At 63.8% G+C, this 18597-nt stretch carries 19 protein-coding genes; 6 read left to right on the top strand and 13 right to left on the bottom strand.

What is annotated here, in order from left to right:
* Nucleotide 1 precedes the first annotated feature (1 nt).
* The 7 genes from KC8_RS06305 to KC8_RS06275 form a co-directional block, all read right to left on the bottom strand.
* Nucleotides 2-391, bottom strand: a complete 390-nt coding sequence (locus tag KC8_RS06305) for a MaoC family dehydratase (protein ID WP_029624451.1) — start codon at nucleotides 389-391, stop codon at nucleotides 2-4.
* Nucleotides 391-846, bottom strand: a complete 456-nt coding sequence (locus tag KC8_RS06300; protein ID WP_010124923.1) for a hypothetical protein — start codon at nucleotides 844-846, stop codon at nucleotides 391-393. Before KC8_RS06300 ends, KC8_RS06305 begins: the two co-directional genes overlap by 1 nt.
* Before the next feature lie 14 nt (nucleotides 847-860).
* On the bottom strand, nucleotides 861-2024 hold the full coding sequence (locus KC8_RS06295) for an acyl-CoA dehydrogenase family protein (RefSeq protein WP_010124924.1): 1164 nt from the start codon (nucleotides 2022-2024) through the stop codon (nucleotides 861-863).
* 77 nt (nucleotides 2025-2101) lie between these two features.
* Nucleotides 2102-2878: an SDR family oxidoreductase gene (locus KC8_RS06290; protein ID WP_010124926.1), complete on the bottom strand. Its 777-nt coding sequence runs from the start codon at nucleotides 2876-2878 to the stop codon at nucleotides 2102-2104.
* Complete coding sequence (locus KC8_RS06285; protein WP_010124927.1) at nucleotides 2875-3609, bottom strand: alpha/beta fold hydrolase; 735 nt, start codon at nucleotides 3607-3609, stop codon at nucleotides 2875-2877. Before KC8_RS06285 ends, KC8_RS06290 begins: the two co-directional genes overlap by 4 nt.
* The gene (locus tag KC8_RS06280; protein ID WP_010124928.1) at nucleotides 3606-4562 is read right to left on the bottom strand and encodes a VOC family protein; all 957 of its coding nucleotides are present in this window, start codon (nucleotides 4560-4562) and stop codon (nucleotides 3606-3608) included. Before KC8_RS06280 ends, KC8_RS06285 begins: the two co-directional genes overlap by 4 nt.
* Nucleotides 4563-4612: 50 nt before the next feature.
* On the bottom strand, nucleotides 4613-5464 hold the full coding sequence (locus tag KC8_RS06275; protein ID WP_010124929.1) for a fumarylacetoacetate hydrolase family protein: 852 nt from the start codon (nucleotides 5462-5464) through the stop codon (nucleotides 4613-4615).
* Between the two features lie 130 nt (nucleotides 5465-5594).
* On the opposite strand from KC8_RS06275, the gene KC8_RS06270 reads away from it, so the two are divergent.
* The gene (locus tag KC8_RS06270; RefSeq protein WP_010124930.1) at nucleotides 5595-6323 is read left to right on the top strand and encodes a GntR family transcriptional regulator; all 729 of its coding nucleotides are present in this window, start codon (nucleotides 5595-5597) and stop codon (nucleotides 6321-6323) included.
* Nucleotides 6324-6328: 5 nt separating this feature from the next.
* Here the strand turns inward: KC8_RS06270 and KC8_RS06265 are convergent, their stop codons facing one another.
* Both KC8_RS06265 and KC8_RS06260 read right to left on the bottom strand, forming a co-directional pair.
* Nucleotides 6329-7111 (bottom strand): SDR family NAD(P)-dependent oxidoreductase, encoded by a 783-nt coding sequence (locus KC8_RS06265; protein ID WP_010124931.1) that lies wholly within the window; start codon nucleotides 7109-7111, stop codon nucleotides 6329-6331.
* A gap of 22 nt (nucleotides 7112-7133) precedes the next feature.
* Nucleotides 7134-8798 carry a class I adenylate-forming enzyme family protein gene (locus tag KC8_RS06260; protein ID WP_010124932.1) on the bottom strand — a complete coding sequence of 555 codons (1665 nt, stop codon included), beginning with the start codon at nucleotides 8796-8798 and terminating at the stop codon, nucleotides 7134-7136.
* A 154-nt stretch (nucleotides 8799-8952) separates the two neighbouring features.
* On the opposite strand from KC8_RS06260, the gene KC8_RS06255 reads away from it, so the two are divergent.
* The 5 genes from KC8_RS06255 to KC8_RS06235 are packed head-to-tail and all read left to right on the top strand — an operon-like array spanning nucleotide 8953 to nucleotide 15155.
* Nucleotides 8953-10155 (top strand): acetyl-CoA C-acetyltransferase, encoded by a 1203-nt coding sequence (locus KC8_RS06255; protein ID WP_010124933.1) that lies wholly within the window; start codon nucleotides 8953-8955, stop codon nucleotides 10153-10155.
* Nucleotides 10156-10184: 29 nt separating this feature from the next.
* Nucleotides 10185-12368: a 3-hydroxyacyl-CoA dehydrogenase NAD-binding domain-containing protein gene (locus tag KC8_RS06250; protein ID WP_010124934.1), complete on the top strand. Its 2184-nt coding sequence runs from the start codon at nucleotides 10185-10187 to the stop codon at nucleotides 12366-12368.
* Nucleotides 12275-13513, top strand: a complete 1239-nt coding sequence (locus KC8_RS06245; protein ID WP_232455645.1) for an acyl-CoA dehydrogenase family protein — start codon at nucleotides 12275-12277, stop codon at nucleotides 13511-13513. The genes KC8_RS06250 and KC8_RS06245 overlap by 94 nt, the downstream gene beginning before the upstream one ends.
* Entirely contained in the window at nucleotides 13513-14379 is an 867-nt protein-coding gene (locus tag KC8_RS06240; RefSeq protein WP_010124938.1) for a MaoC/PaaZ C-terminal domain-containing protein, read from the top strand. Before KC8_RS06245 ends, KC8_RS06240 begins: the two co-directional genes overlap by 1 nt.
* A 38-nt stretch (nucleotides 14380-14417) precedes the next feature.
* Nucleotides 14418-15155, top strand: coding sequence for a hypothetical protein (locus tag KC8_RS06235; protein WP_010124940.1), 738 nt, complete (start codon nucleotides 14418-14420; stop codon nucleotides 15153-15155).
* Here KC8_RS06235 and KC8_RS06230 read toward each other — a convergent pair.
* The 4 genes from KC8_RS06230 to KC8_RS06215 are packed head-to-tail and all read right to left on the bottom strand — an operon-like array spanning nucleotide 15152 to nucleotide 18568.
* Entirely contained in the window at nucleotides 15152-16288 is a 1137-nt protein-coding gene (locus KC8_RS06230) for an epoxide hydrolase family protein (RefSeq protein ID WP_010124941.1), read from the bottom strand. The two genes, KC8_RS06235 and KC8_RS06230, sit on opposite strands and share 4 nt — an antisense overlap.
* Nucleotides 16285-16788 carry a nuclear transport factor 2 family protein gene (locus tag KC8_RS06225; RefSeq protein ID WP_010124942.1) on the bottom strand — a complete coding sequence of 168 codons (504 nt, stop codon included), beginning with the start codon at nucleotides 16786-16788 and terminating at the stop codon, nucleotides 16285-16287. Before KC8_RS06225 ends, KC8_RS06230 begins: the two co-directional genes overlap by 4 nt.
* Entirely contained in the window at nucleotides 16779-17555 is a 777-nt protein-coding gene (locus tag KC8_RS06220; protein ID WP_010124943.1) for an SDR family oxidoreductase, read from the bottom strand. Before KC8_RS06220 ends, KC8_RS06225 begins: the two co-directional genes overlap by 10 nt.
* Nucleotides 17552-18568 (bottom strand): zinc-binding dehydrogenase, encoded by a 1017-nt coding sequence (locus KC8_RS06215; protein ID WP_010124944.1) that lies wholly within the window; start codon nucleotides 18566-18568, stop codon nucleotides 17552-17554. Before KC8_RS06215 ends, KC8_RS06220 begins: the two co-directional genes overlap by 4 nt.
* Nucleotides 18569-18597: the final 29 nt, after the last annotated feature.

Here is an 18597-nt window from a genome sequence, read left to right as displayed (position 1 = left end):
TTCAGATTGCGATAGTGGCGGTGCCGGAATTGACCGGGCCCCGGCCGTCGGCGGCCAGGGTGAACTCACAGGCGACACGACCGTCTTCCACCGCCGTGATCGTCCCGCTCGCGACGACCCGGTCGCCACCGAAAACATTGTCCAGAAAGCGTGAGTCCATGCTTTCGATCCTGCCGCCGGGAAAGGCGGCCGCGAGCATGTTCATCATATAAGCGACGTTGATCGGACCCTGGTTGATCACCCGGTCTCCGAGGCCCTTGGCTTTGACGACCTCGACATCGAGATGGATCGGGTTGGGATCGGCGAGGAACACCGCCCAGGCCTTCATGGCCTCAGGGCTGACGCTTTCGATAACGAACGGCGGTAGGGCGTCTCCGACGGCGTAGCGCATCATGCGAGCTCCTTTCGCGGCAGCACCCAGACATTGTCGGTTTCGAGCACCTTCGCGCCATCGAGCGTGTGAAGGCGCAGGCGATAGGTCAGCACGTCCATCACACCGAGCTTGCGGCTGCGCTTGCGGACGAGCGACAGGATCTCACCGGTCACCTTGTAGCTTTCGCCGACCTTGAGCGGTGCGTCGAACCTGACGCCGCTGGAGCCCATCATCGGGCCTTCCTCGACATCGAACTCGCACGTGTCGCAGACACCCGCGACCGTCTTGCCCATCGCGACCTGCGTGGCGATGTAATAATAGATCGGATGTGCGCTGCCGTCGGCGGCCGGTTCGACACCCGTCGAGCGACACAAGGCTGCATTCTCCTCGGCCGAGATCGTGAACACCTTGGTGCCGTCGAGCGACGTGCCGGCAACATCGGGGGCGGGCGGGAGCGTGTCGGTATCAGTCATGGGACAAGACCAGTTCAATAGGATCGCGGCAAGCCGAGGCTCTCGGCGATGCTGTTGCGGACCATTTCGTTCGTGATCGGGGTCATCCGGAGAATGCGGTGATCGCGCCAGTAGCGCTGCATGTCGGTCTCGGCCGAATAGCCCATTCCGCCCATGATCTGGATACCAAGGTCGGCGGCCTTCACCGCATTTTCGGTGGCGACCATCTTGAGCATGTTCGCCTCGACGCCGCAATTCATTCCCTGCGCCTGCATCCAGGCGACATTGTAGAGGAGCAGCTCGGTCGTCTTCTGCCAGGTGGCGATGTCGGCGACATAATGCTGGAGAACCTGGAAGCGACCGATGATCCCACCGAAGGCCTTGCGCTGAAGCATATATTCGACGGCGTCCTCGAGAACGCCATCAATTGCGCCGAGGCACTGGGCACCGACCATGATCCGCTCATTGTTGAGCGTCGGGAGCATCATGTACCAGGCCTTGCCGGGCTCGCCGAGGACGTCCTCGTCGGGAACGAACACATCCTCGTAGAGAACCTCGCAGGATCCCATCGCGCGCATGCCGAGCTTGGGAAGGAGCGAGGCCTTCACGCCCGGCGACTTGCCGTCGACGAAGAAGAGCGTGAGCCCCTGATGCCGCTTCTCGACATCCTTGTCGGTCCGCGCGAGCACCAGCAACCGGTCTGCGACCTTGGCGGCGGTGGTCCACATCTTGGCGCCATTGAGCTTCCAGCCGCCATCGACCTTCACGGCATGAGTCTTCATCGCGCCGAGCACGTCGGTCCCGCCATCGGGTTCGGTCATGCTGATAGAGACCCGCAGCTTGCCTTCGGCCATCGGGCGCAGCCAGCGCTCTTTCTGCTCGGGAGTTCCATAGAGGCCGATCGACTTGGCACCGGCAAAGGATGTCAGGCCCCAGACCCAGAGGAGTCCGCCCGCGGTCCGGGCGAGCTCGCGCGCGAAGATCATCTGCATGACAATATCGCCGCCGAGGCCGCCATCCTCCTCGTCGATTCCGATGCCGAAAAAGCCCTGTTCGGCGAGCTTGTTCCAGAGCTCGATCGGGTAGTTTTCCTCATCAGCCTCGAGCTGGCGCATCCAGTCCTTCGGACATTCGGCATCGACCCAGCGGCGCACCGTGTCGCGAAAGGCCAGCTGTTCTTCGGTCAGCGAGAAATCCATGATGGTCCTGCGTTCTGCTATTGTGACCAGAGCCTCCCAGACTTCGCCTTCCTCGCAACCTATCGAACTATAGGCTGCTAGATGGCGAGGCCGCCCTCGACCGGCAGAACCGAGCCGGTGACATAGGCGCCGGCCGGCGATGCGAGGTAGATTGCCGCTGCGGCCACATCTTCGGGCGCACCCACGCGGCGGCGCGGCACCATCGACACGACCATCTGCCGCATTTCCTCGGAATGGATCACCGTCATCTCCGACTCGAAAAAGCCCGGCGCAATGGCGTTGACCGTGATGTTATCGGGTCCGAGTTTCTTGGCCAGAGACTTCACCATCCAGTGGATCGCGCCCTTGGACGCCTGATAGGCGTAGACTTCGCGGGGACCGATCTTGAGCGCTCCGACCGAGCCGATGTTGATGACGCTGGCGGGACGTTCGGGCGTGGCACCGGCGCGCAGCAGCGGCAGGAACTTCTGCATCGCGAAGAAGGGCGTCTTGAGGTTGAGATCGATGACCTGATCCCAACCTTCTTCGGGATAGTCGTCGAGAGGTGCGTCGACCAGCGTGCCGGCATTGTTGACGAGGATGTGGAGCGCACGTTCGCGCGAGGTGATTTCGGCAGCGATCGCCTTGATGCCATCCATGGTGGACAGGTCGGCAACGAGTCCGACCACGGTTCCACCCGTTTCGGCAGCAATTTCCTCGGCCGCCTTCAGCAATTTGGCTTCGGTGCGCGCACAGATATAGACCTTGGCGCCAGCCGCAGCGAGGCCGGTGGCAATGTGGCGGCCGATGCCACTCGTCGCACCCGTGACCAGGGCGACGCGGTCGCGGACGGAAAAGAGCTCGGCGACATTCATTGCCTGGAATCCGTGATCTTGAGGATGAGTTCGACCGTGCCCTCTGGGTCGCCGACCAGCAGTGCATGGTCGCCCGGATGATTGTGGACCGTCCAGCCGAGCGCGCGGGCGCGGTCATGCATGGCGGTCATCACCGTATGTTCGGCCGCGATATAGTCGACGGGCCGCTTGATCGTCTCGGCGCCGACCGGAATGGCGCAGGCGGTAACGCGCATCGGCTGGTCGGAGAGATTGTCGAGCAACCATTTTTCCCGGTCCGGGTCCATCATGTGAGGATGATCCTTGGCCGCGGCCCGTTGCATGGCATCGACACCGGATCCGATCGGGCCTTCGCCCCGGTCAAGCATGTCGTCGAGAGCGACGACCTGATCCTCGGGCATATAGCCCATAAGCGACGCAATGCGCTCGCCTGAATGCGGCACGATCGCGTCGAGATAGACGATGCTGGCGATCCGGTCGCCGGCCTGGGCCAGAACGCCGGGCACAACCGTCCCGGCATAGCTGTGCGCGACAAGAACGGCGTCCTTGATGTCCTCATATTGAAGGACGTTGACGATATCGGTGACATTGGTCGCATTACCGACGCCCCGGCCGATCAGATGGGCGCGCTCGCCAAAGCCGGTGAAGGTGGGCGTCACGACGCGATGTCCCTTCGCTTCCAGGAGCTCGCGGACATATTTCCAGGTCCAGCCGCCCATGCCGCCGCCGTGCAGAAGTACGAAGGTCGTCACGCGGCGCTCTCCTTGGGTTCGCAATTCTCGATGAATTCCGGTGCCGGGTCAGGACCCCACAGGAACATGCTGTCCTCAGGGGGGTGGTCGCTGGCAGTCCAATCGCAATCGGCAGGAATATAGTCGATGTCTGCCGAATATTCGCAGTAGCTGCCCCAGGGGTCGCGAACATAATAGAAATAGTTGGCACCAAGCACGTGCTGGCCGAGGCCCCAGCCGCGCGCATAGCCGGCACGCGCCATCGTTGCGCCGCCCAGTCCGACTTCGGTGACCGAGCCGACATCCCAGCTGGCATGATGCATCCCGCGACGGTCGGACAACACGAGTGCCAGCAGGTGATGATCGCTGCCATGGACGCCGTGCAGGAAGGCGACCGCGGGCCCGCCACGGTCAGACAGCCGAAGCCCGAGCGTCCGCTCATAATATTCGATCGCGGCGCCCACATCCGTGGTGAAGATGGCGAAGTGGGACAGGCGGCGAGGGTAAACCCGGGGTGCCTTCGAATTGGGGATCGCGCCCGACTGGCCAGGAGGCGAGCTCACAAATCCGAAGCGGCTCTTTTCGTCGGGCGAGACCTTGTCGGCGACGCGAACATTGATCGGCAGACCGTCAAAACCCTCGAACCACAGGCCATCGGCATCGGTGTCGCCGGGCGGATCGATGAAGCGGACGCCCTGGGTCTCGAGGTGTGAACGAAAGGCGTCAGCCTCATCGGCGAAGATTCCGAAGCTGAGATATTCGAGGCGCTTGGGGCCGGGTGCCTGGCTGATCACGGCCCAGCGATGCGTCCCGTCCTTCGCGAACAGCTCGATGTTCTGCCCGCGATCCCGGACGTCTAGCCCGAACAACGAGTAGAATTTCCGCGCTTCCTCGATGTCGGGGACATGGATCGCGAAATGGTCGATCGAATGGACACCGAGGATGTTGGGCCTGCGCCCGCACGTGCCGGTCATCTTCACCTCCTCCAAGTCCGATGCGGCCCGCCGTTCCGGGCCGCCTCCGTTCAGGCCGCCTTGATCGGATTGCGCAGCAGCCCCACGCGCTCGATCTCGACCTCGCAGACATCGCCGTCCTTCATGAACAGCTGCGGCTTGCGCGCGACGCCAACGCCCGATGGCGTGCCCATGACGAGCACGTCGCCAGGTTCGAGCGTCAGGAAGGTCGAGAGGAGGGCGATCGTCGTCGCCACGTCAAACACCATGTCGGTCGTCGTGGCGCTCTGGACAGTCTGGCCGTTCAGCCTGGTCTCGATCTTGAGGCCAGCGGCGCCCGCCGGAAGCTCGTCGGCCGTCACAATCCACGGGCCGAAGGCGCCCGTGTCGTCGAAATTCTTGCCGGCCGTCCACTGCGGCGTCTTGAGCTGATAGTCGCGGATCGAGCCATCATTGAACACCGAATAGGCGACAACATGGCTAAGCGCCTCGTCCTTGGCGATGTCCTTGCCGCCGGAGCCGAGGATTGCGACCAGTTCGCCCTCATAATCGAGCTGGTCTGACACGGGCGGCTTGATGATCGGGGCGCCATGGCCGATCAGGCTGGAATTGAACCGGCCAAAAAGCGTCGGGAACTCCGGCACGGCGAGGCCGCTCTCGGCCGCATGGTCGTTATAGTTGAGACCAAGGCAGATCACCTTGGGCGCGCGAACGAGCGGCGGAAGGAAGGTAAGCGCGGCTTCGTTCACGACCTCGCCCCGCGCGAGGACGGCCTGTCCGGCCTCGGCCAGTGCGGATGCGCCGCGCGCGACGATCGCGTCGAGATCGCTGAGTGCCGGTTCGCCGAAGACGACCTTGATCTCATCGCCGCTCTGCACGGCCAGGCCGACGGTGCCATCCCGAGAAACTTTGCCCAAGCGCATTTCAATGTCTCCTGTTTGTCGCCTCGACCTGCGCAAGCACGCGCCTGCGGTCAAGTGAAATATATTTCGATATGCAGAATCGATTATAAGGGTCGTTGCAGGTTTTGGACGATTGGGTAGAATTTCGACGATGAATCGAAAAATCAGCCTCACCGAGCGCGCCTATCAGCGTCTGCGCGACGATCTCCTCACCTGCCGCCTGGCGCCGGGCGATCGTATCAACATCAAGGAAGTGGCCGATGATCTTGGCTTCAGCCTCGGTGCGGTTCGGGAGGCCCTGGCTCGACTCACTTCGGAAGGTTTCGTCTCGACCGATGACAGTCGCGGCTTCCGTGCCACGCCGATCTCGATCGCAGACATGATCGACCTCATCGGCGTGCGCAGCCAGATCGAGGGGCAATGCCTGCGGCGGGCGATCGAGAAAGGCGGCCTCGACTGGGAGTCGGCAATCGTCAGTGCCGCTCATCGTCTGGCCCGTACCCCCGTTTATGCGGAAGTCGACGCAAAGCGATTGAACGATGATTATGCCGTCGCCCATTCGGCCTTCCACCAGGCGCTCGTCGCGGCGTGCGACAGCATCTGGCTGCGGCGCATGCGTGACTGGCTTTATGCCCAGTCCGAGCGCTACCGGTACCTGACGGTGCCGCTCGCGCGGGTCCAGCGTGACGTGACGCGGGAACATGACGAACTCGTGAAGGCTGTTCTCGCGCGCGATGCGGACCGAGCGGTGGCGCTGCTCGAGGAGCATCTCATGGCGACCGCCCGGATCCTGATCGACCGGGAAGGTGGGAGCAGTGACGCGGTGCCGGCACCGCAGCAGGCCGGCCTGCGCGCGCTTGGGGCGGGCGGGCTGGACTGAAGCATTCATCGGCTGGCCTGTTGCCCGGTGCCGCCACCGCTTGCCGGCATCAACATGTTGCTCATCCCGCCATCGACCAGAACGTCGATGCCGCTGACATGGCTCGCCGCGGGCGAGATCAGGAACAGGATGGCGTTGGCGACGTCCTCGGCCATGCCGAGCTTCCTAAGCGGAATGCTCGCCTCGCGCTGGTCGCGCCGCGCCGGGTCCGCATAGCCGGCAGCGGTCATCGGCGTGTAGGTCGGGCCGGGTGACACCGTGTTGCAGCGAATCCCGTCCGGCCCCCATTCGATGCACATCTGTCGGACCATCATCAGGAGCGCGGCCTTGCTCGCCGAATAGAATCCGAGCGCCGGCGTCGGCTGGGTCGCCGACATCGACGCGGTAGCGACATAGGTGCCCCTGCTGGCTTTCAGATGGGGATAAGCGGCCTTGGCAAGGAGCCAGCTCGCGCGCGTGTTGATGGCGAAAATTCGGTCGAAATCCGCAAGCTCGAGCTCGGCCAGCGCGCCGCCCATGATGATTCCGGCATTGCTGATCACCGCGTCGATCCCGCCCATATGGCCAATGGCTGCATCGATGATGCGCTCTCCGCAATCGGGCTCGGCAAGGTCGGCAACCCTGGCTGCCGCCCTGGGGCCGATCTGGCGCGCGACCACGTCCAGATTGGCGGCGTCGCGGTCGGCAAGGAGCAGTTGATGGTCGCCCGGCAAGGCCGCTCCTGCGGCCAGAAGCTCGGCGCAGGCGCGTCCAATGCCGCTCGCAGCCCCGGTGATCACGACACGCATTGCCTTCTCCATATGTTCCGGCTCAGTCCGACAGGCCGAGCTCGTTCATGAGCTGCGTGCGCAGCTTGAACTTCTGTATCTTGGACGCCGACATTGGCCACTCGTCGATGAAGCGGATATGGCGCGGCACCTTGAACGAGGCGAGCCTTGCCTTCGTGTAGGCGATCAGCTCTTCGGGATCGGCCTCGGCCTCGCCGCTTGGCTCGATGAAGGCCGCCGGGATCTCGGCGAGCCGCTCGTCGGGCAGGCCGATGACCTGGGCGAGCCGGACGGCAGGATGGGTGGCGAGCACCGCCTCGACCTCGGCGGCCGCGACATTCTCGCCGCCGACCTTGAGCATGTCCTTGAAGCGGCCATGGAACATGAGGTGGCCGGCCTCGTCGAGCGAGCCGATGTCACCACTATGATACCAACCCTCCGGATCGAGTGCCTCGGCGGTCTTGACCGGGTCCTTGTAATAGCCGTCGAAGAGATTGTAGCCGCGGATCAGCACTTCGCCACGTTCGCCGAGCGGAAGGTCGATACCTGTCTCGAGGTCGACGACACGCACCTCGATGCCGGCAAGCGGAAAGCCCAGCCGGGTGAAGCCCATTTCAGGGTCCATGGTATAGCCACCGGTCGTGACGATGCCGCTCGCCTCGGTCATGCCGAAGGTGCCAACCTGAAGCATCCCCGGCGCCTTGTCGCGATAGGCCTGGCCGACTCGGTCCGGCATGAACGCAAAACAGCTGTTCTGGAGGCGCACCGAACTCATGTCGGTCCGCGCCCAGTCGGGATGGGCGATCATCGCCTGGTGGAAGGTAACGAAGGGCAGGAACATCATCGTCACGCGCTCGTCGGCGATCTGGCGCAGGCTCTCGCCGGCGTCGAAGTGCGGCTGGCCGATGAAGGTCCCGCCGACATCGACCGCGCCCAGCATCGCCAGCATCGCTGCGACATGGAACAGGGGCAGTGGAGACCAGGCACGTTCGTCCTCGGTGAAGGCCCAGCGATTGCGGGCGAGATTTCCGGCTTCGCGGACAAAGGCTTCATGGCTGAGCAGGCAGCCCTTGGGGTGGGCGGAAGTGCCCGATGTGTAGAGGATCATCGCGGTATCGCGGACACGGACACCGAGCCGGATACGATGGATTTGGTCTTCGGATATTGTCGCCGCCGCTGCGTCGAAAGTGCGCTGGTCGACGAAGCCCGGGACCTTGCTGCCCCCGAACTGGATGATGCGCCTGAGCTCGGGCGCGTTGGCGAGGGCGAGGGCCTGCGGATCGGAGGATCCCGCAAGGTCAGGAAACGCCTCGTTGAGCCGGCTGGCAAAATCGACATGCTCCGAGACCAGGTCGTTGGTCACGATGGCGACGAGGTCGGCATTTTCCGCGACATAGGCCATTTCTGGCGCCTTGAAGCGTGCATTCATCAGCACTGAGACCGCGCCACAGATTGCCGAGGCGAACAGGGTCTCGACGAATTCGATGCTGGAGGGAAGCAGGATCCCGATATGATCTCCGGGCTTCACGCCCAGCGCATGAAGACCCCGTGCGCGGTGCAGCACGCTTTTCACGACCTCGTCATAGGTCTTGCGCTCACCTGGGAAGACCAGTGCTTCCTTGTGAGGAAATCGGTCCCAGGCCTTCAGCAATAGATCGCCGAGCGTCGTGGCGTCGATCCGAATGCCGGCGTAATTCTCGCCCCTCATGCCCACCGTAGGTCCGCTCCATACAACAGTTCGTTGAATCGGGGATCGCAGCGACGCCGTCTGCGTGCGCCTTTCGTTGGATAGGTGCGAAGAGCGGCGGCGAAATTGATGGGAGTATCGAGAACCCATCCGATCAAAGCGCAGGACCGCCCGCATGGAAGCCTATATCTACGATCATGTTCGCACGCCGCGCGGCAAAGGCCGGCCCGATGGCGCGCTTCACGAAGTCACGTCGGTCGAAATGGCAACCCAGTTGCTGACGGCGGTCAGGGACCGCAACGCGCTCGATACAGCGCTGCTCGACGACGTCATTATTGGCATGGCGCAACCGGTTGGCGAGCAGGGAGGCGTGCTCGCGCGTGCCGCCGTGCTGCAGGCTGGCTATGCCGAGACGGTCGGCGGCCAGCAGATCCACCGCTTCTGCGCAACCGGTCTCGATGCCGTGAACCTGATCGCCGCCCAGGTCCATGCCGGGATGATCCAGGCAGGTCTTGGCGGCGGCGTCGAATCGATGAGCCGTACCGTCATGGGTTATGACAGCGGCGCCTGGACGTCCGATCCCCAGATTGCCTTCACCAACCATTATGCGCCGCAGGGGATTGGTGCAGACATGATCGCGACGCTCGATGGCTATAGTCGCGAGGATGTCGATGCCTATGCGCTGGAGAGTCAGCGCCGCGCCGCCGAGAGCTGGCAGGAGGGGCGCTTCAAGGGCGCGATCGTGCCTGTGAAGGACCGTATCGGCGAAGTGCTGCTCGACCATGACGAGCATATGCGGCCCGGCACGACGATGGAGAGCCTGGCGTCCCTGAAAGCGGCGTTCGAGGGCTTCGGCAAGGCCGGGTTCGAAGCCGTCGCCAAGGCGCGCTACCCCGAGATCGAGGAGCTCCGCTACGTGCACCATGGCGGCAACAGTTCTGGGATCGTCGATGGTGCAGGACTGGTCCTCGTCGGCTCGAAGGCGTTCGGCGAAAAGGCTGATCTCAAGCCGCGCGCCCGTATTCGCGCTTATGCGAATATCGGGTCGGAGCCGACCATCATGCTGACCGCGCCGGCTGCCGTTTCGGAAAAGGCGTTGCGGACGGCCGGCATGAGCAAGGATGATATCGATCTCTACGAGCTCAACGAAGCCTTCGCGAGCGTGGTCCTCAGATACATGCGGGCGATGGATATCCCCCACGACAAGATCAACGTGAATGGGGGTGCCATCGCGATGGGGCATCCGCTGGGCGCGACTGGTGCCATGATCATGGGAACTGTCCTCGACGAACTCGAGCGGCGCGATCTCAACACCGGCCTCATCACCCTGTGCGCGGCCAACGGCCTCGGCACCGCTGCCATCATCGAGCGCGTCTGAGCGCATCCTTTCGCAAGAACGGGAACATCATGCGACATCTGAAAATCGAAAAGGCCGCCGACGGCTACGCCACGCTGACCCTCGACAATGCCGACGAGACGATGAACGTCGTTTCCGACGCCTTCATCGCCGACATGGAAGAGGCAACCAAGCTTCTCCGCGAGGACGTGAGCGTCAAGGGCGTCATCCTGACGTCGGCCAAGAAGGCATTCATGGCCGGCGCCGACCTCAAGCAGCTCGTCCGGGGCTACGGCCGGCTGTCGGTGAAGGAGGCTTTCGCCTTCTCGCAGCGTGCGACCGCCATGCACCGGGCGATGGAGCAGTCGGGCAAGCCCTGGGTGGCGGTGATCAACGGCCTGGCGCTCGGCGGCGGGTTCGAGCTCGCCTTGGCCTGCCACCACCGCATTCTCGTTGATGACGCCAAGGCGGTCGTCGGGCTTCCCGAAGTGACCGTCGGATTATTGCCCGGTTCGGGTGGCACCCAGCGTCTATTGCGCATCGCGGGCGTGAAGGTGGCCTCGGATCTTCTGCTGTCGGGTCGATCGGTGGCGCCGGCCGAGGCGCTGAAACTCGGCATCGTCGACGAAGTGGTGCCCGCCGCCGACGCGACCGACCGTGCCCGTGCCTGGCTCGGTACGGCACCGGATCCGGTCAAGCCGTGGGACGTGAAGGGCGCGGTACCGCCGCAAAAGCGCGGCATGACGGTTCCCGAGGACAGCATGGCCTATATGATGGGCGCAGGCGCGATCGCGGGCAAATCGGGCTATAATCTGCCCGCCCCGCTCGCCATCCTGTCGACGATCTTCGAAGGCGCACAACTGCCGTTCGACAAGGCCCTTTCGGTCGAGAGCAAATATTTTGCCAGGCTGCTGACCGATCCCGTCGCGCGTAACATCATCCGCACGACGTTCATCAGCAAGCAAGCGGCCGAGAAAGGCGCGCGCCGTCCCGCGGGTGTGCCGAAGTCGGAGGTGAAGAAAGTCGGCGTGCTTGGCGCCGGCATGATGGGAGCCGGCATCGCCTACGTCTCGGCCAATGCCGGGATCGAAGTGATCCTGCTGGACCGGGACGTGCAGACGGCCGAGCATGGCAAGGCCTATTCGCAAAAGGTCCAGGCCAAGCTCATCGAAAAGGGCAAGCTTGATCAGGAAAAGGCGGACGCGCTGCTCGCGCGGATCACGCCCACTGATGACTTTGCGCTCCTCGAGGGATGTGACCTCATTGTCGAGGCCGTGTTCGAGGACACCGCGATCAAGGCGGAAACAACGGCGAGAGCCGAGGCTGTGATCCCGTCGACCGCGGTCTTTGCATCGAACACGTCGACCTTGCCGATCTCGCAGCTGGCGCAGGCCTCCGGACGGCCGGACCAGTTCATCGGCATCCATTTCTTCTCGCCAGTGGACCGCATGGGTCTCGTCGAGGTGATCATGGGCAAGCAGACCAGCCAGAAAACGCTCGCCAAGGCACTCGATTATATCGCGCAGCTGCGCAAGACACCGATCGTCGTCAACGACAGCCGCGGCTTCTATACCAGCCGCGTATTCCAGACGCTCATCCACGAAGGCGGGGCCATGCTCGAGGAGGGCGTGCCGCCGGCCGTCATCGAGAATGCGGCCAAGGCGATCGGAATGCCGGTGGGTCCGCTTGCATTGCTCGATGAACTAACATTCGACCTTCCGCTCAAGATCGTCGACCAGGCGATCGCCGAAGAAGGCGACAGATATCTGCCGCCCGCTGGGGTGCCGACACTGCGGAAGATGCGCGACCAGCTCGGCCGCAGTGGCCGCAAGTCCGGTGGCGGCTTCTACGACTATCCCGAGGGTGGCAAGAAGCATCTCTGGAAGGGGCTCGCTGAGCATTTTCCCGTCCGGTCCGATTATGACGTCGAGGAACTGAAGACGCGCTTCCTCTATGCGCAGGCGATGGAAACCGCCCGCTGTCTCGAGGAGGGCGTTCTGGAGACGCCCGAAGACGCGGACCTTGGTGCGCTTTATGGCTGGGGCTTCCCTGCCTGGACGGGCGGGACGATCAGCTACATCGACACGGTCGGGCTCGAACGTTTCGTGCGCGAGGCCGATCGACTTGCCCAGGCTTATGGTCCTCGCTTTGCGCCATCGGCGTGGCTTCGCGACAAGGCAGCAAGCGGCGTCCCCTTCTACGCAGACGCGTCCGAGCCTGTACCTGCAGCACCGGAGCCCGCATGCGCCGCCTGATCTTCGAGCCCGAGCACGAGCAGTTCCGGGATTCGGTCCGCCGTTTCATGCAGGCCGAAGTCGGGCCGCATGTCGACCGATGGCGCCACGAAGGCGTGGTCGACCGCGAAATTTATCTCAAAGCCGGGGAACAGGGCCTGCTCTGCACCTGGGCCGACGAGAAATATGGCGGCGCCGGGATTGATGATTTCCGCTTCGAGCAGATCATCATCGAAGAGAATATGCGCCATGGCGACATCGGCTTCTACATCAACCTGCACAATGATCTCGTCGCTCCATACATCGCGAAACTCGGCAATGAGGAGCAGAAGGACCGGCTGATGCCGGGGATCGTCAGCGGCGCGACGATCCTCGCGGTGGCGATGACCGAACCGTCAACCGGGAGCGACCTCGCGGGGATGAAGACGCGCGCCGAGGACAAGGGCGATCACTGGCTGCTGAATGGAGCAAAGACCTACATCTCCAATGGTATCCTAGGCGACGTGATCGTCGTGGCCGCGCGGACGGATCCCAATTCCCGTCATGGTCTCGGACTGTTTCTCGTCGAGCGCGGAATGGAGGGCTTCGAGCGCGGTCGGAAACTCGACAAGATGGGCCTGAAATCCCAGGACACGGCGGAGCTTTTCTTCAATGATGTGAAGGTTCCCAAGGCCAATGTCCTGGGTGATCCCGCGCAAGGGTTCAAATATCTCGCCCGCTTCCTCGCCCAGGAGCGCCTCGTCGCGGCGATCGGCTTCATGGCGACCGCGCAGACCGCGTTCGATCTTACACTCGATTATGTGAAGGAGCGCCGAGCGTTCGGAAAGCCGATCGGGGTGTTCCAGAACAACCGCTTCAAGATGGCCTCGATGCGCGCCGAGCTCGATGCCATCCAGACCTATGTCGACCAGTCGGTTCTCCTCCTCAATGCGGGAGAACTGACCGCGGAGGACGCATCGTCGGCCAAGCTGCTGGCGAGCGAACTCGAGGGGCGCGTGATGGACGAGTGCGTGCAGCTGCACGGCGGGGCCGGCTATATGGACGAGTATCGCATCAGCCGGATGTACACCGATGCCCGGATCAGCCGCATCTTCGCCGGCACGAGCGAGATCATGCGCGAGATCATCGGCCGTGGCCTGGGTCTCGACGAGCGCAAGTTCAACTGATGTCCATTCTCGATGTCGAGCGCCTGCGCGGTTACCGCGTGCCAGAGTGCCGCGAAACCTATGATGCCCGGGATACGATCCTCTACGCTCTTGGTGTTGGGGCAGGCCTCTCGGACACGGTCGACGAGCTCAACCTGGTCTTCGAGCGGGACCTGGTCGCATTGCCGACCATGGCGCTCGTGCTGGGGACGCCGGGTTTCTGGGCGATGGACCCCAAGGCTGGGCTCGACTGGGTGCAGATCCTTCACGGCGAGCAATCGCTCCGGCTCCATCGTCCGCTCGAGTCTCAGGATACCTTGATCGGCCGCACCGAAATCGGACCGATGGCCGACAAGGGGCCCGGCAGGCCGGTCATGCTGCGATCCAGCCGCACTTTGGTGACGACCAGCGGGGCGTTGGTGGCCGAGATGACGGAGACCTGGGTCCTGCGCGGCGCGGGCGGCTTCGGAGGTCCGCGTGAGCTTGACCAGGAGCCGCGGGTCAGCATGCCCGACCGGGCGCCTGATACCGCGCTCGATCTTCCGACCAGTCGCCAGCAGGCCTTGCTTTACCGACTGTCCGGCGACCGCAATCCGCTGCACGTCGATCCTGGCACGGCCCGCAAGGGAGGGTTCGACGGACCCATTTTGCATGGCCTCGGAACGCTGGGCGTAGTCGCCCGCGCGATCATCCATCTTTGCGCGCAGAGCGATCCCCGGCGCCTGTCGGCGATCAGTGTGCGGTTCACCGCTCCGGTCGTCCCCGGAGACATGATCCGCACCGAGCTGTGGTTGGAAGCCGACGGGGCGATCCGCTTCAGGGCCACGGTTCCGGCGCGCGAGGTGACAGTCGTGGATGGGGGGACAGCGGAGCTATGGCAGACCTGACAGACCGGGGAGGGGCAATCGCTTCGCACGTTCCGGCAATGCCCATTCATGTAGCGGCACAGCCAGCCGGCTGGATATTCCTGATCGGCACGCTTCTGATCCTGTCCTCGATCCTCGCCTGGTGGGCGATTGGTGGGGAGCGAAGGGAAAGGGGCTGGGCGCTCCCGTTCGTATTTGTCGGGACCGCGTTGTCGGCGGTGGTGATCGAACCGATCTTCGACAACACCTTGCTCTACTGGTACCCGCCGGTGAACGAGCTTGCCTTCTTCCGCGGGTTCGAACGCACCATTCCCTGGTACGTACCGCTCGGCTATGCCTGGTTCTTCGGTGGTACGGCCTATCTTCTCGCCCGCCGCTTCGAGCGCGGGATCACGTCGACCACTTTATGGACTCTGTTCGCAGGCGTCGTCGTCATTGACTGGCTGGCCGTCTCGATCTGCGAGTGGCTGAACCTCAGTGCCTTTTACGGTTCCCAGCCCTTTCACCTGTTCGGCTCGCCGCTGTGGTTTTCCTTCTGCGATGCGACCGGGGCCTTCGTCCTGGCCGGCGCCCTCCACATGCTCCTGCCCCATCTTGCCGGAACGCGACGTCTCTGGCTGCTCATCGTGCCCTTGTTCACCTATGGTGCGACGCTTGGTTCAACCACGGCACCCGTCACGATCGCGCTCAATTCCGGCTGGCCGATCGTCGCGACATGGATGGCCGGCGCCGCGACAATGGCGCTGTGCATGATAGCGGTACACACCGTCGGCCTGATCGCGGCGAGGCCGCGCTAGACCATCCTGGTAAAGCAGGTGCGCATCTCTTCGACAAACAGCGCCGGCTGCTCGAACGCAGCGAAGTGGCCGCCCTTGTCGAGCTCGTTCCAGTGGACGAGCTCTGAATAGCTCCGTTCGGCCCACCGGCGCGAAGGGCGAAAGATTTCCTTTGGGAATATGCTGACGCCGACGGGAATCTCGAGGCGCTGGCCACGAAAGGCGGTAGCACTCTCCCAATAGAGCCGACCGGACGAGGCGGCGCTGTTGGTGAACCAGTAGAGCGAGATCAGATCGAGGATGGCATCGCGCGGAACGGCACTTTCGGGGCTGCCGTCATTGTCAGTCCATGCGTGGAGCTTCTCGTAGATCCAGGCAGCCTGTCCGACGGGTGAATCTGCCAGTGCATAGCCTACCGACTGAGGGCGCGTGCCCTGAAGCTTCGCATATCCCGAATCCTGGTCCTGATAGAATTGCATGCTCGCGACGGTCGCCTGCTCGGCCGGCGTCAGGTCCGCGAAATCGCTCTCCTCCGGAAAGACCAGCGGCATGTTGAGATGAACGCCGAGGCATTCAGCTGGTCTAGCCATTGCAATCGCGGTAGTGACCGCGGCGCCCCAATCTCCACCCTGCGCGACGAACCGGCCATAGCCCAGTCGTCGCATCAGCGTGATCCAGGCATCGGCTATCCTCTCGACGCCCCAACCGGTCGCGTCAGGCTGATCAGAAAATCCATAGCCCGGGAGCGACGGGACGACGAGATGAAAGGCCTGCGCGCCAGGCGCGCCGTGCGCGGCCGGATCCGACAGCGGCCCAAGCACCTCAAGAAATTCCAGAACGGATCCTGGCCAACCATGGGTGAGAAGGAGCGGCAGCGCATTTTGGTCGGGACTGCGAACATGCAGGAAGTGAATGCCGAGCCCGTCGATATCGGTGCGGAACTGGGGCCATGCGTTCACCGCGGTCTCGCAACGGCGCCAGTCATGCCGGGTCCGCCACTCTTCGCAAAGATTGCGCAGGGTCGCGAGCGGCACACCCTGGCTCCAGTCGGTCACCGTCTCCCGGCCGGGCCAGCGGGTGCGGCCAAGCCGCGCCCGCAGATCGTCGATGGCTTCGTCCGGCACGCAAACGCTGAAAGGCGCGATGGATGTCATGGCCACTCCGGAAGTCGGCCGAGTGCGCCCTCGAAGACGGGGCGCAGGGCCGGGGGGATTTCACCGACGCCGAGGCCGGTGCCAAACTGTACGATATGGCGGCGCTCGATCCGCCACCCATCGGGCTCGCGGCGAAGCTCATCCTGATAACCGCCGACGGCCAGCGTGTCGGCGGGGTGAAGCGAGGGCTTGCCATTGGCATCGGCGGGCCGCTCGAGCCAGTGCCACGCGAGGCAATGGCTCTGGCAGCGGGCACGGTCGCCTTCACCCTCCACGATGAGATTGGAGATATTGTGCGACGTCCCGAGGATGCCATGAAAACTGCCGAAGAAGGCCCGGATGGCCTCGCGACCGCTGACGAGGCCCGTACCGAAATCGATCATCGCATCGGCACAGAATATCTCGTCGGCGATGCGGTGCGACTGGCGGCTGTCATGGAGGTGCCCATAGAGGATCACCACGTCCTGGACGGCCAGCCGGTCCTCGACGCTCAGCCGCATCCGACGATGCCGCCATCCACTGGTATCTCGGCCCCGGTGACATAGGCGCCCGCGCGCGAACATAGGAACACGATGATCCCGGCGATGTCATCTGGCCGGCCAAGCCGCTTCAGCGGAATGTGCGAAAGGAGCGCGGGGTCGACCTTGTCCTCGTCGCGCAAATGGGCGGTCATCTTGGTCGGGAAGAAGCCCGGGATGACTGCATTCACCGTGATGTTGCGATCGGCGAGGTCACCGGCCAGATCGCGGCTGACCATGTGGATGGCCGCCTTGCTGGCGGCATAGCTGTAGGCATGCAGGCGCTCGGTCTTCACGCCCGCGACCGAGCCGATATTGATGACGCGCGAGGGATCGTCGAGCGTTGCGCTGGCGCCAAGTTCAGGCAGCAGTTCGCGGACCATCGTAAAGGGCGTCTGCACGTTGACCGCCATGACGTCGGGCCAGGCTTTGTCCGGAAAGCTGTCGATTGCGCCGCCCCAGGTCTTGCCGGCATTGTTGACCAGAATGTCGATCCCGTCGCGAGCCTCGCGATAGCGCGCGACGAGCTCGACCGCCGCCTCGGGCGTTGACAGGTCAGCGGGCAGCGCGATGCAATCGCCCAGTACCGACAGATCGGCGGCAGCAGCGGCACAGATGTCTGCCTTGCGCGAGGTGATGGCGACCCGTGCGCCAGCGCGCAGCAGACCTTCTGCAATCATGCGGCCAAGACCCTGCGCGCCGCCGGTGACGAGCGCCCGCTTGCCATCGAGGCGGAAGAGTTCGCTCATTGGCCTTTCGCTCCGATGTCGATCACGACTTTGCCGAACCCGTGGCTGCTCTCGAGATAGGCAAGGGCGTCCTTCGCCTCGGAAAGGGCGAAGCTGCGGTCAATGACAGGCTCGATCGCCTTGTCCTCGACGAACGCCATCATGGCCTCGAACTCGGCGAGGTTGCCGACATTGGTACCGATCAGCTGGATATTCTTGAGGAACAGTTCGGGGGCGTTGACCTCGAAGCTGTGGCCGCCTGTGGAGCCATAGACGACGACGCGGGCGCCCATGTTGAGGGCGCGGCCATAGTTCCGGTAGCCGCCGGCTGGAGCGCCATCGAACACGACGTCGATGCCTCCGCTCGCCTGCGCCAGTGGCTTGGCCCATTTCTCCTCGCGATAGTTGATGGTGCCTGCGGCGCCGAGTTCGCGGGCCTTGGCCAGCGTTTCATCCGAGCCGCTCGTGACGAAGACCTGCGCACCCATTGCGACGCCGAACTTCAACGCAAAGGTGGCAACACCGCCACCGATGCCGGTGACCAGCAGCTTCTCGCCAGCCTTGAGACCGGCCTTTGTCACAAGTCCGCGCCAAGCGGTGAGGGCGGCCAGCGGAACGGCAGCGGCGCTTGCGAAGTCCAGATGCTTCGGCTTTGCGATCGCGCTCGCTGCCGGCACGCAGATGGCGTCAGCAATGGTGCCTGGACCCGGCATGCCGAGAAGACCGAACGCAGCCGCCGGAAAGCGCTCGTCATCGCCCCAGTCGAGACCTGGATAGAGCACCACTTCCTGGCCGACACGCGCCGGATCGACGCCGTCACCCGCGGCATCGATCACACCGGCGCCGTCGCACCCGAGCGTCGCTGGCAATTGCATGCCCGGATACTGGCCGCGCGTGATCCAAAGTTCGCGGTGGTTGAGCGACGCGGCCTTCAGCGCCACCCGCACCTCGCCCGGGCCCGGCATGGGCGTGGAGACGGTATCGAGCGTGACGGCATCGAGGCCGTCTGCGGATTTCAGGCTGAGAACACGCATCGTGACAAAGGCTCCTGAAAATGTGCGGG

Source organism: Sphingomonas sp. KC8 (genome assembly GCF_002151445.1).
Lineage (GTDB): Bacteria > Pseudomonadota > Alphaproteobacteria > Sphingomonadales > Sphingomonadaceae > Sphingomonas_E.
This window is presented reverse-complemented; position numbering and strand designations above follow the sequence as displayed.

What these genes read in the sequence shown, in the direction of transcription:
- KC8_RS06305 (WP_029624451.1), bottom strand. Translation starts at nt 391, where the DNA reads ATGCGCTACGCCGTCGGAGACGCCCTACCGCCGTTCGTTATCGAAAGC.
- KC8_RS06300 (WP_010124923.1), bottom strand. Translation starts at nt 846, where the DNA reads ATGACTGATACCGACACGCTCCCGCCCGCCCCCGATGTTGCCGGCACG.
- KC8_RS06295 (WP_010124924.1), bottom strand. Translation starts at nt 2,024, where the DNA reads ATGGATTTCTCGCTGACCGAAGAACAGCTGGCCTTTCGCGACACGGTG.
- KC8_RS06290 (WP_010124926.1), bottom strand. Translation starts at nt 2,878, where the DNA reads ATGAATGTCGCCGAGCTCTTTTCCGTCCGCGACCGCGTCGCCCTGGTC.
- KC8_RS06280 (WP_010124928.1), bottom strand. Translation starts at nt 4,562, where the DNA reads ATGACCGGCACGTGCGGGCGCAGGCCCAACATCCTCGGTGTCCATTCG.
- KC8_RS06275 (WP_010124929.1), bottom strand. Translation starts at nt 5,464, where the DNA reads ATGCGCTTGGGCAAAGTTTCTCGGGATGGCACCGTCGGCCTGGCCGTG.
- KC8_RS06270 (WP_010124930.1), top strand. Translation starts at nt 5,595, where the DNA reads ATGAATCGAAAAATCAGCCTCACCGAGCGCGCCTATCAGCGTCTGCGC.
- KC8_RS06265 (WP_010124931.1), bottom strand. Translation starts at nt 7,111, where the DNA reads ATGCGTGTCGTGATCACCGGGGCTGCGAGCGGCATTGGACGCGCCTGC.
- KC8_RS06260 (WP_010124932.1), bottom strand. Translation starts at nt 8,798, where the DNA reads ATGAGGGGCGAGAATTACGCCGGCATTCGGATCGACGCCACGACGCTC.
- KC8_RS06255 (WP_010124933.1), top strand. Translation starts at nt 8,953, where the DNA reads ATGGAAGCCTATATCTACGATCATGTTCGCACGCCGCGCGGCAAAGGC.
- KC8_RS06250 (WP_010124934.1), top strand. Translation starts at nt 10,185, where the DNA reads ATGCGACATCTGAAAATCGAAAAGGCCGCCGACGGCTACGCCACGCTG.
- KC8_RS06240 (WP_010124938.1), top strand. Translation starts at nt 13,513, where the DNA reads ATGTCCATTCTCGATGTCGAGCGCCTGCGCGGTTACCGCGTGCCAGAG.
- KC8_RS06235 (WP_010124940.1), top strand. Translation starts at nt 14,418, where the DNA reads ATGCCCATTCATGTAGCGGCACAGCCAGCCGGCTGGATATTCCTGATC.
- KC8_RS06230 (WP_010124941.1), bottom strand. Translation starts at nt 16,288, where the DNA reads ATGACATCCATCGCGCCTTTCAGCGTTTGCGTGCCGGACGAAGCCATC.
- KC8_RS06225 (WP_010124942.1), bottom strand. Translation starts at nt 16,788, where the DNA reads ATGCGGCTGAGCGTCGAGGACCGGCTGGCCGTCCAGGACGTGGTGATC.
- KC8_RS06220 (WP_010124943.1), bottom strand. Translation starts at nt 17,555, where the DNA reads ATGAGCGAACTCTTCCGCCTCGATGGCAAGCGGGCGCTCGTCACCGGC.
- KC8_RS06215 (WP_010124944.1), bottom strand. Translation starts at nt 18,568, where the DNA reads ATGCGTGTTCTCAGCCTGAAATCCGCAGACGGCCTCGATGCCGTCACG.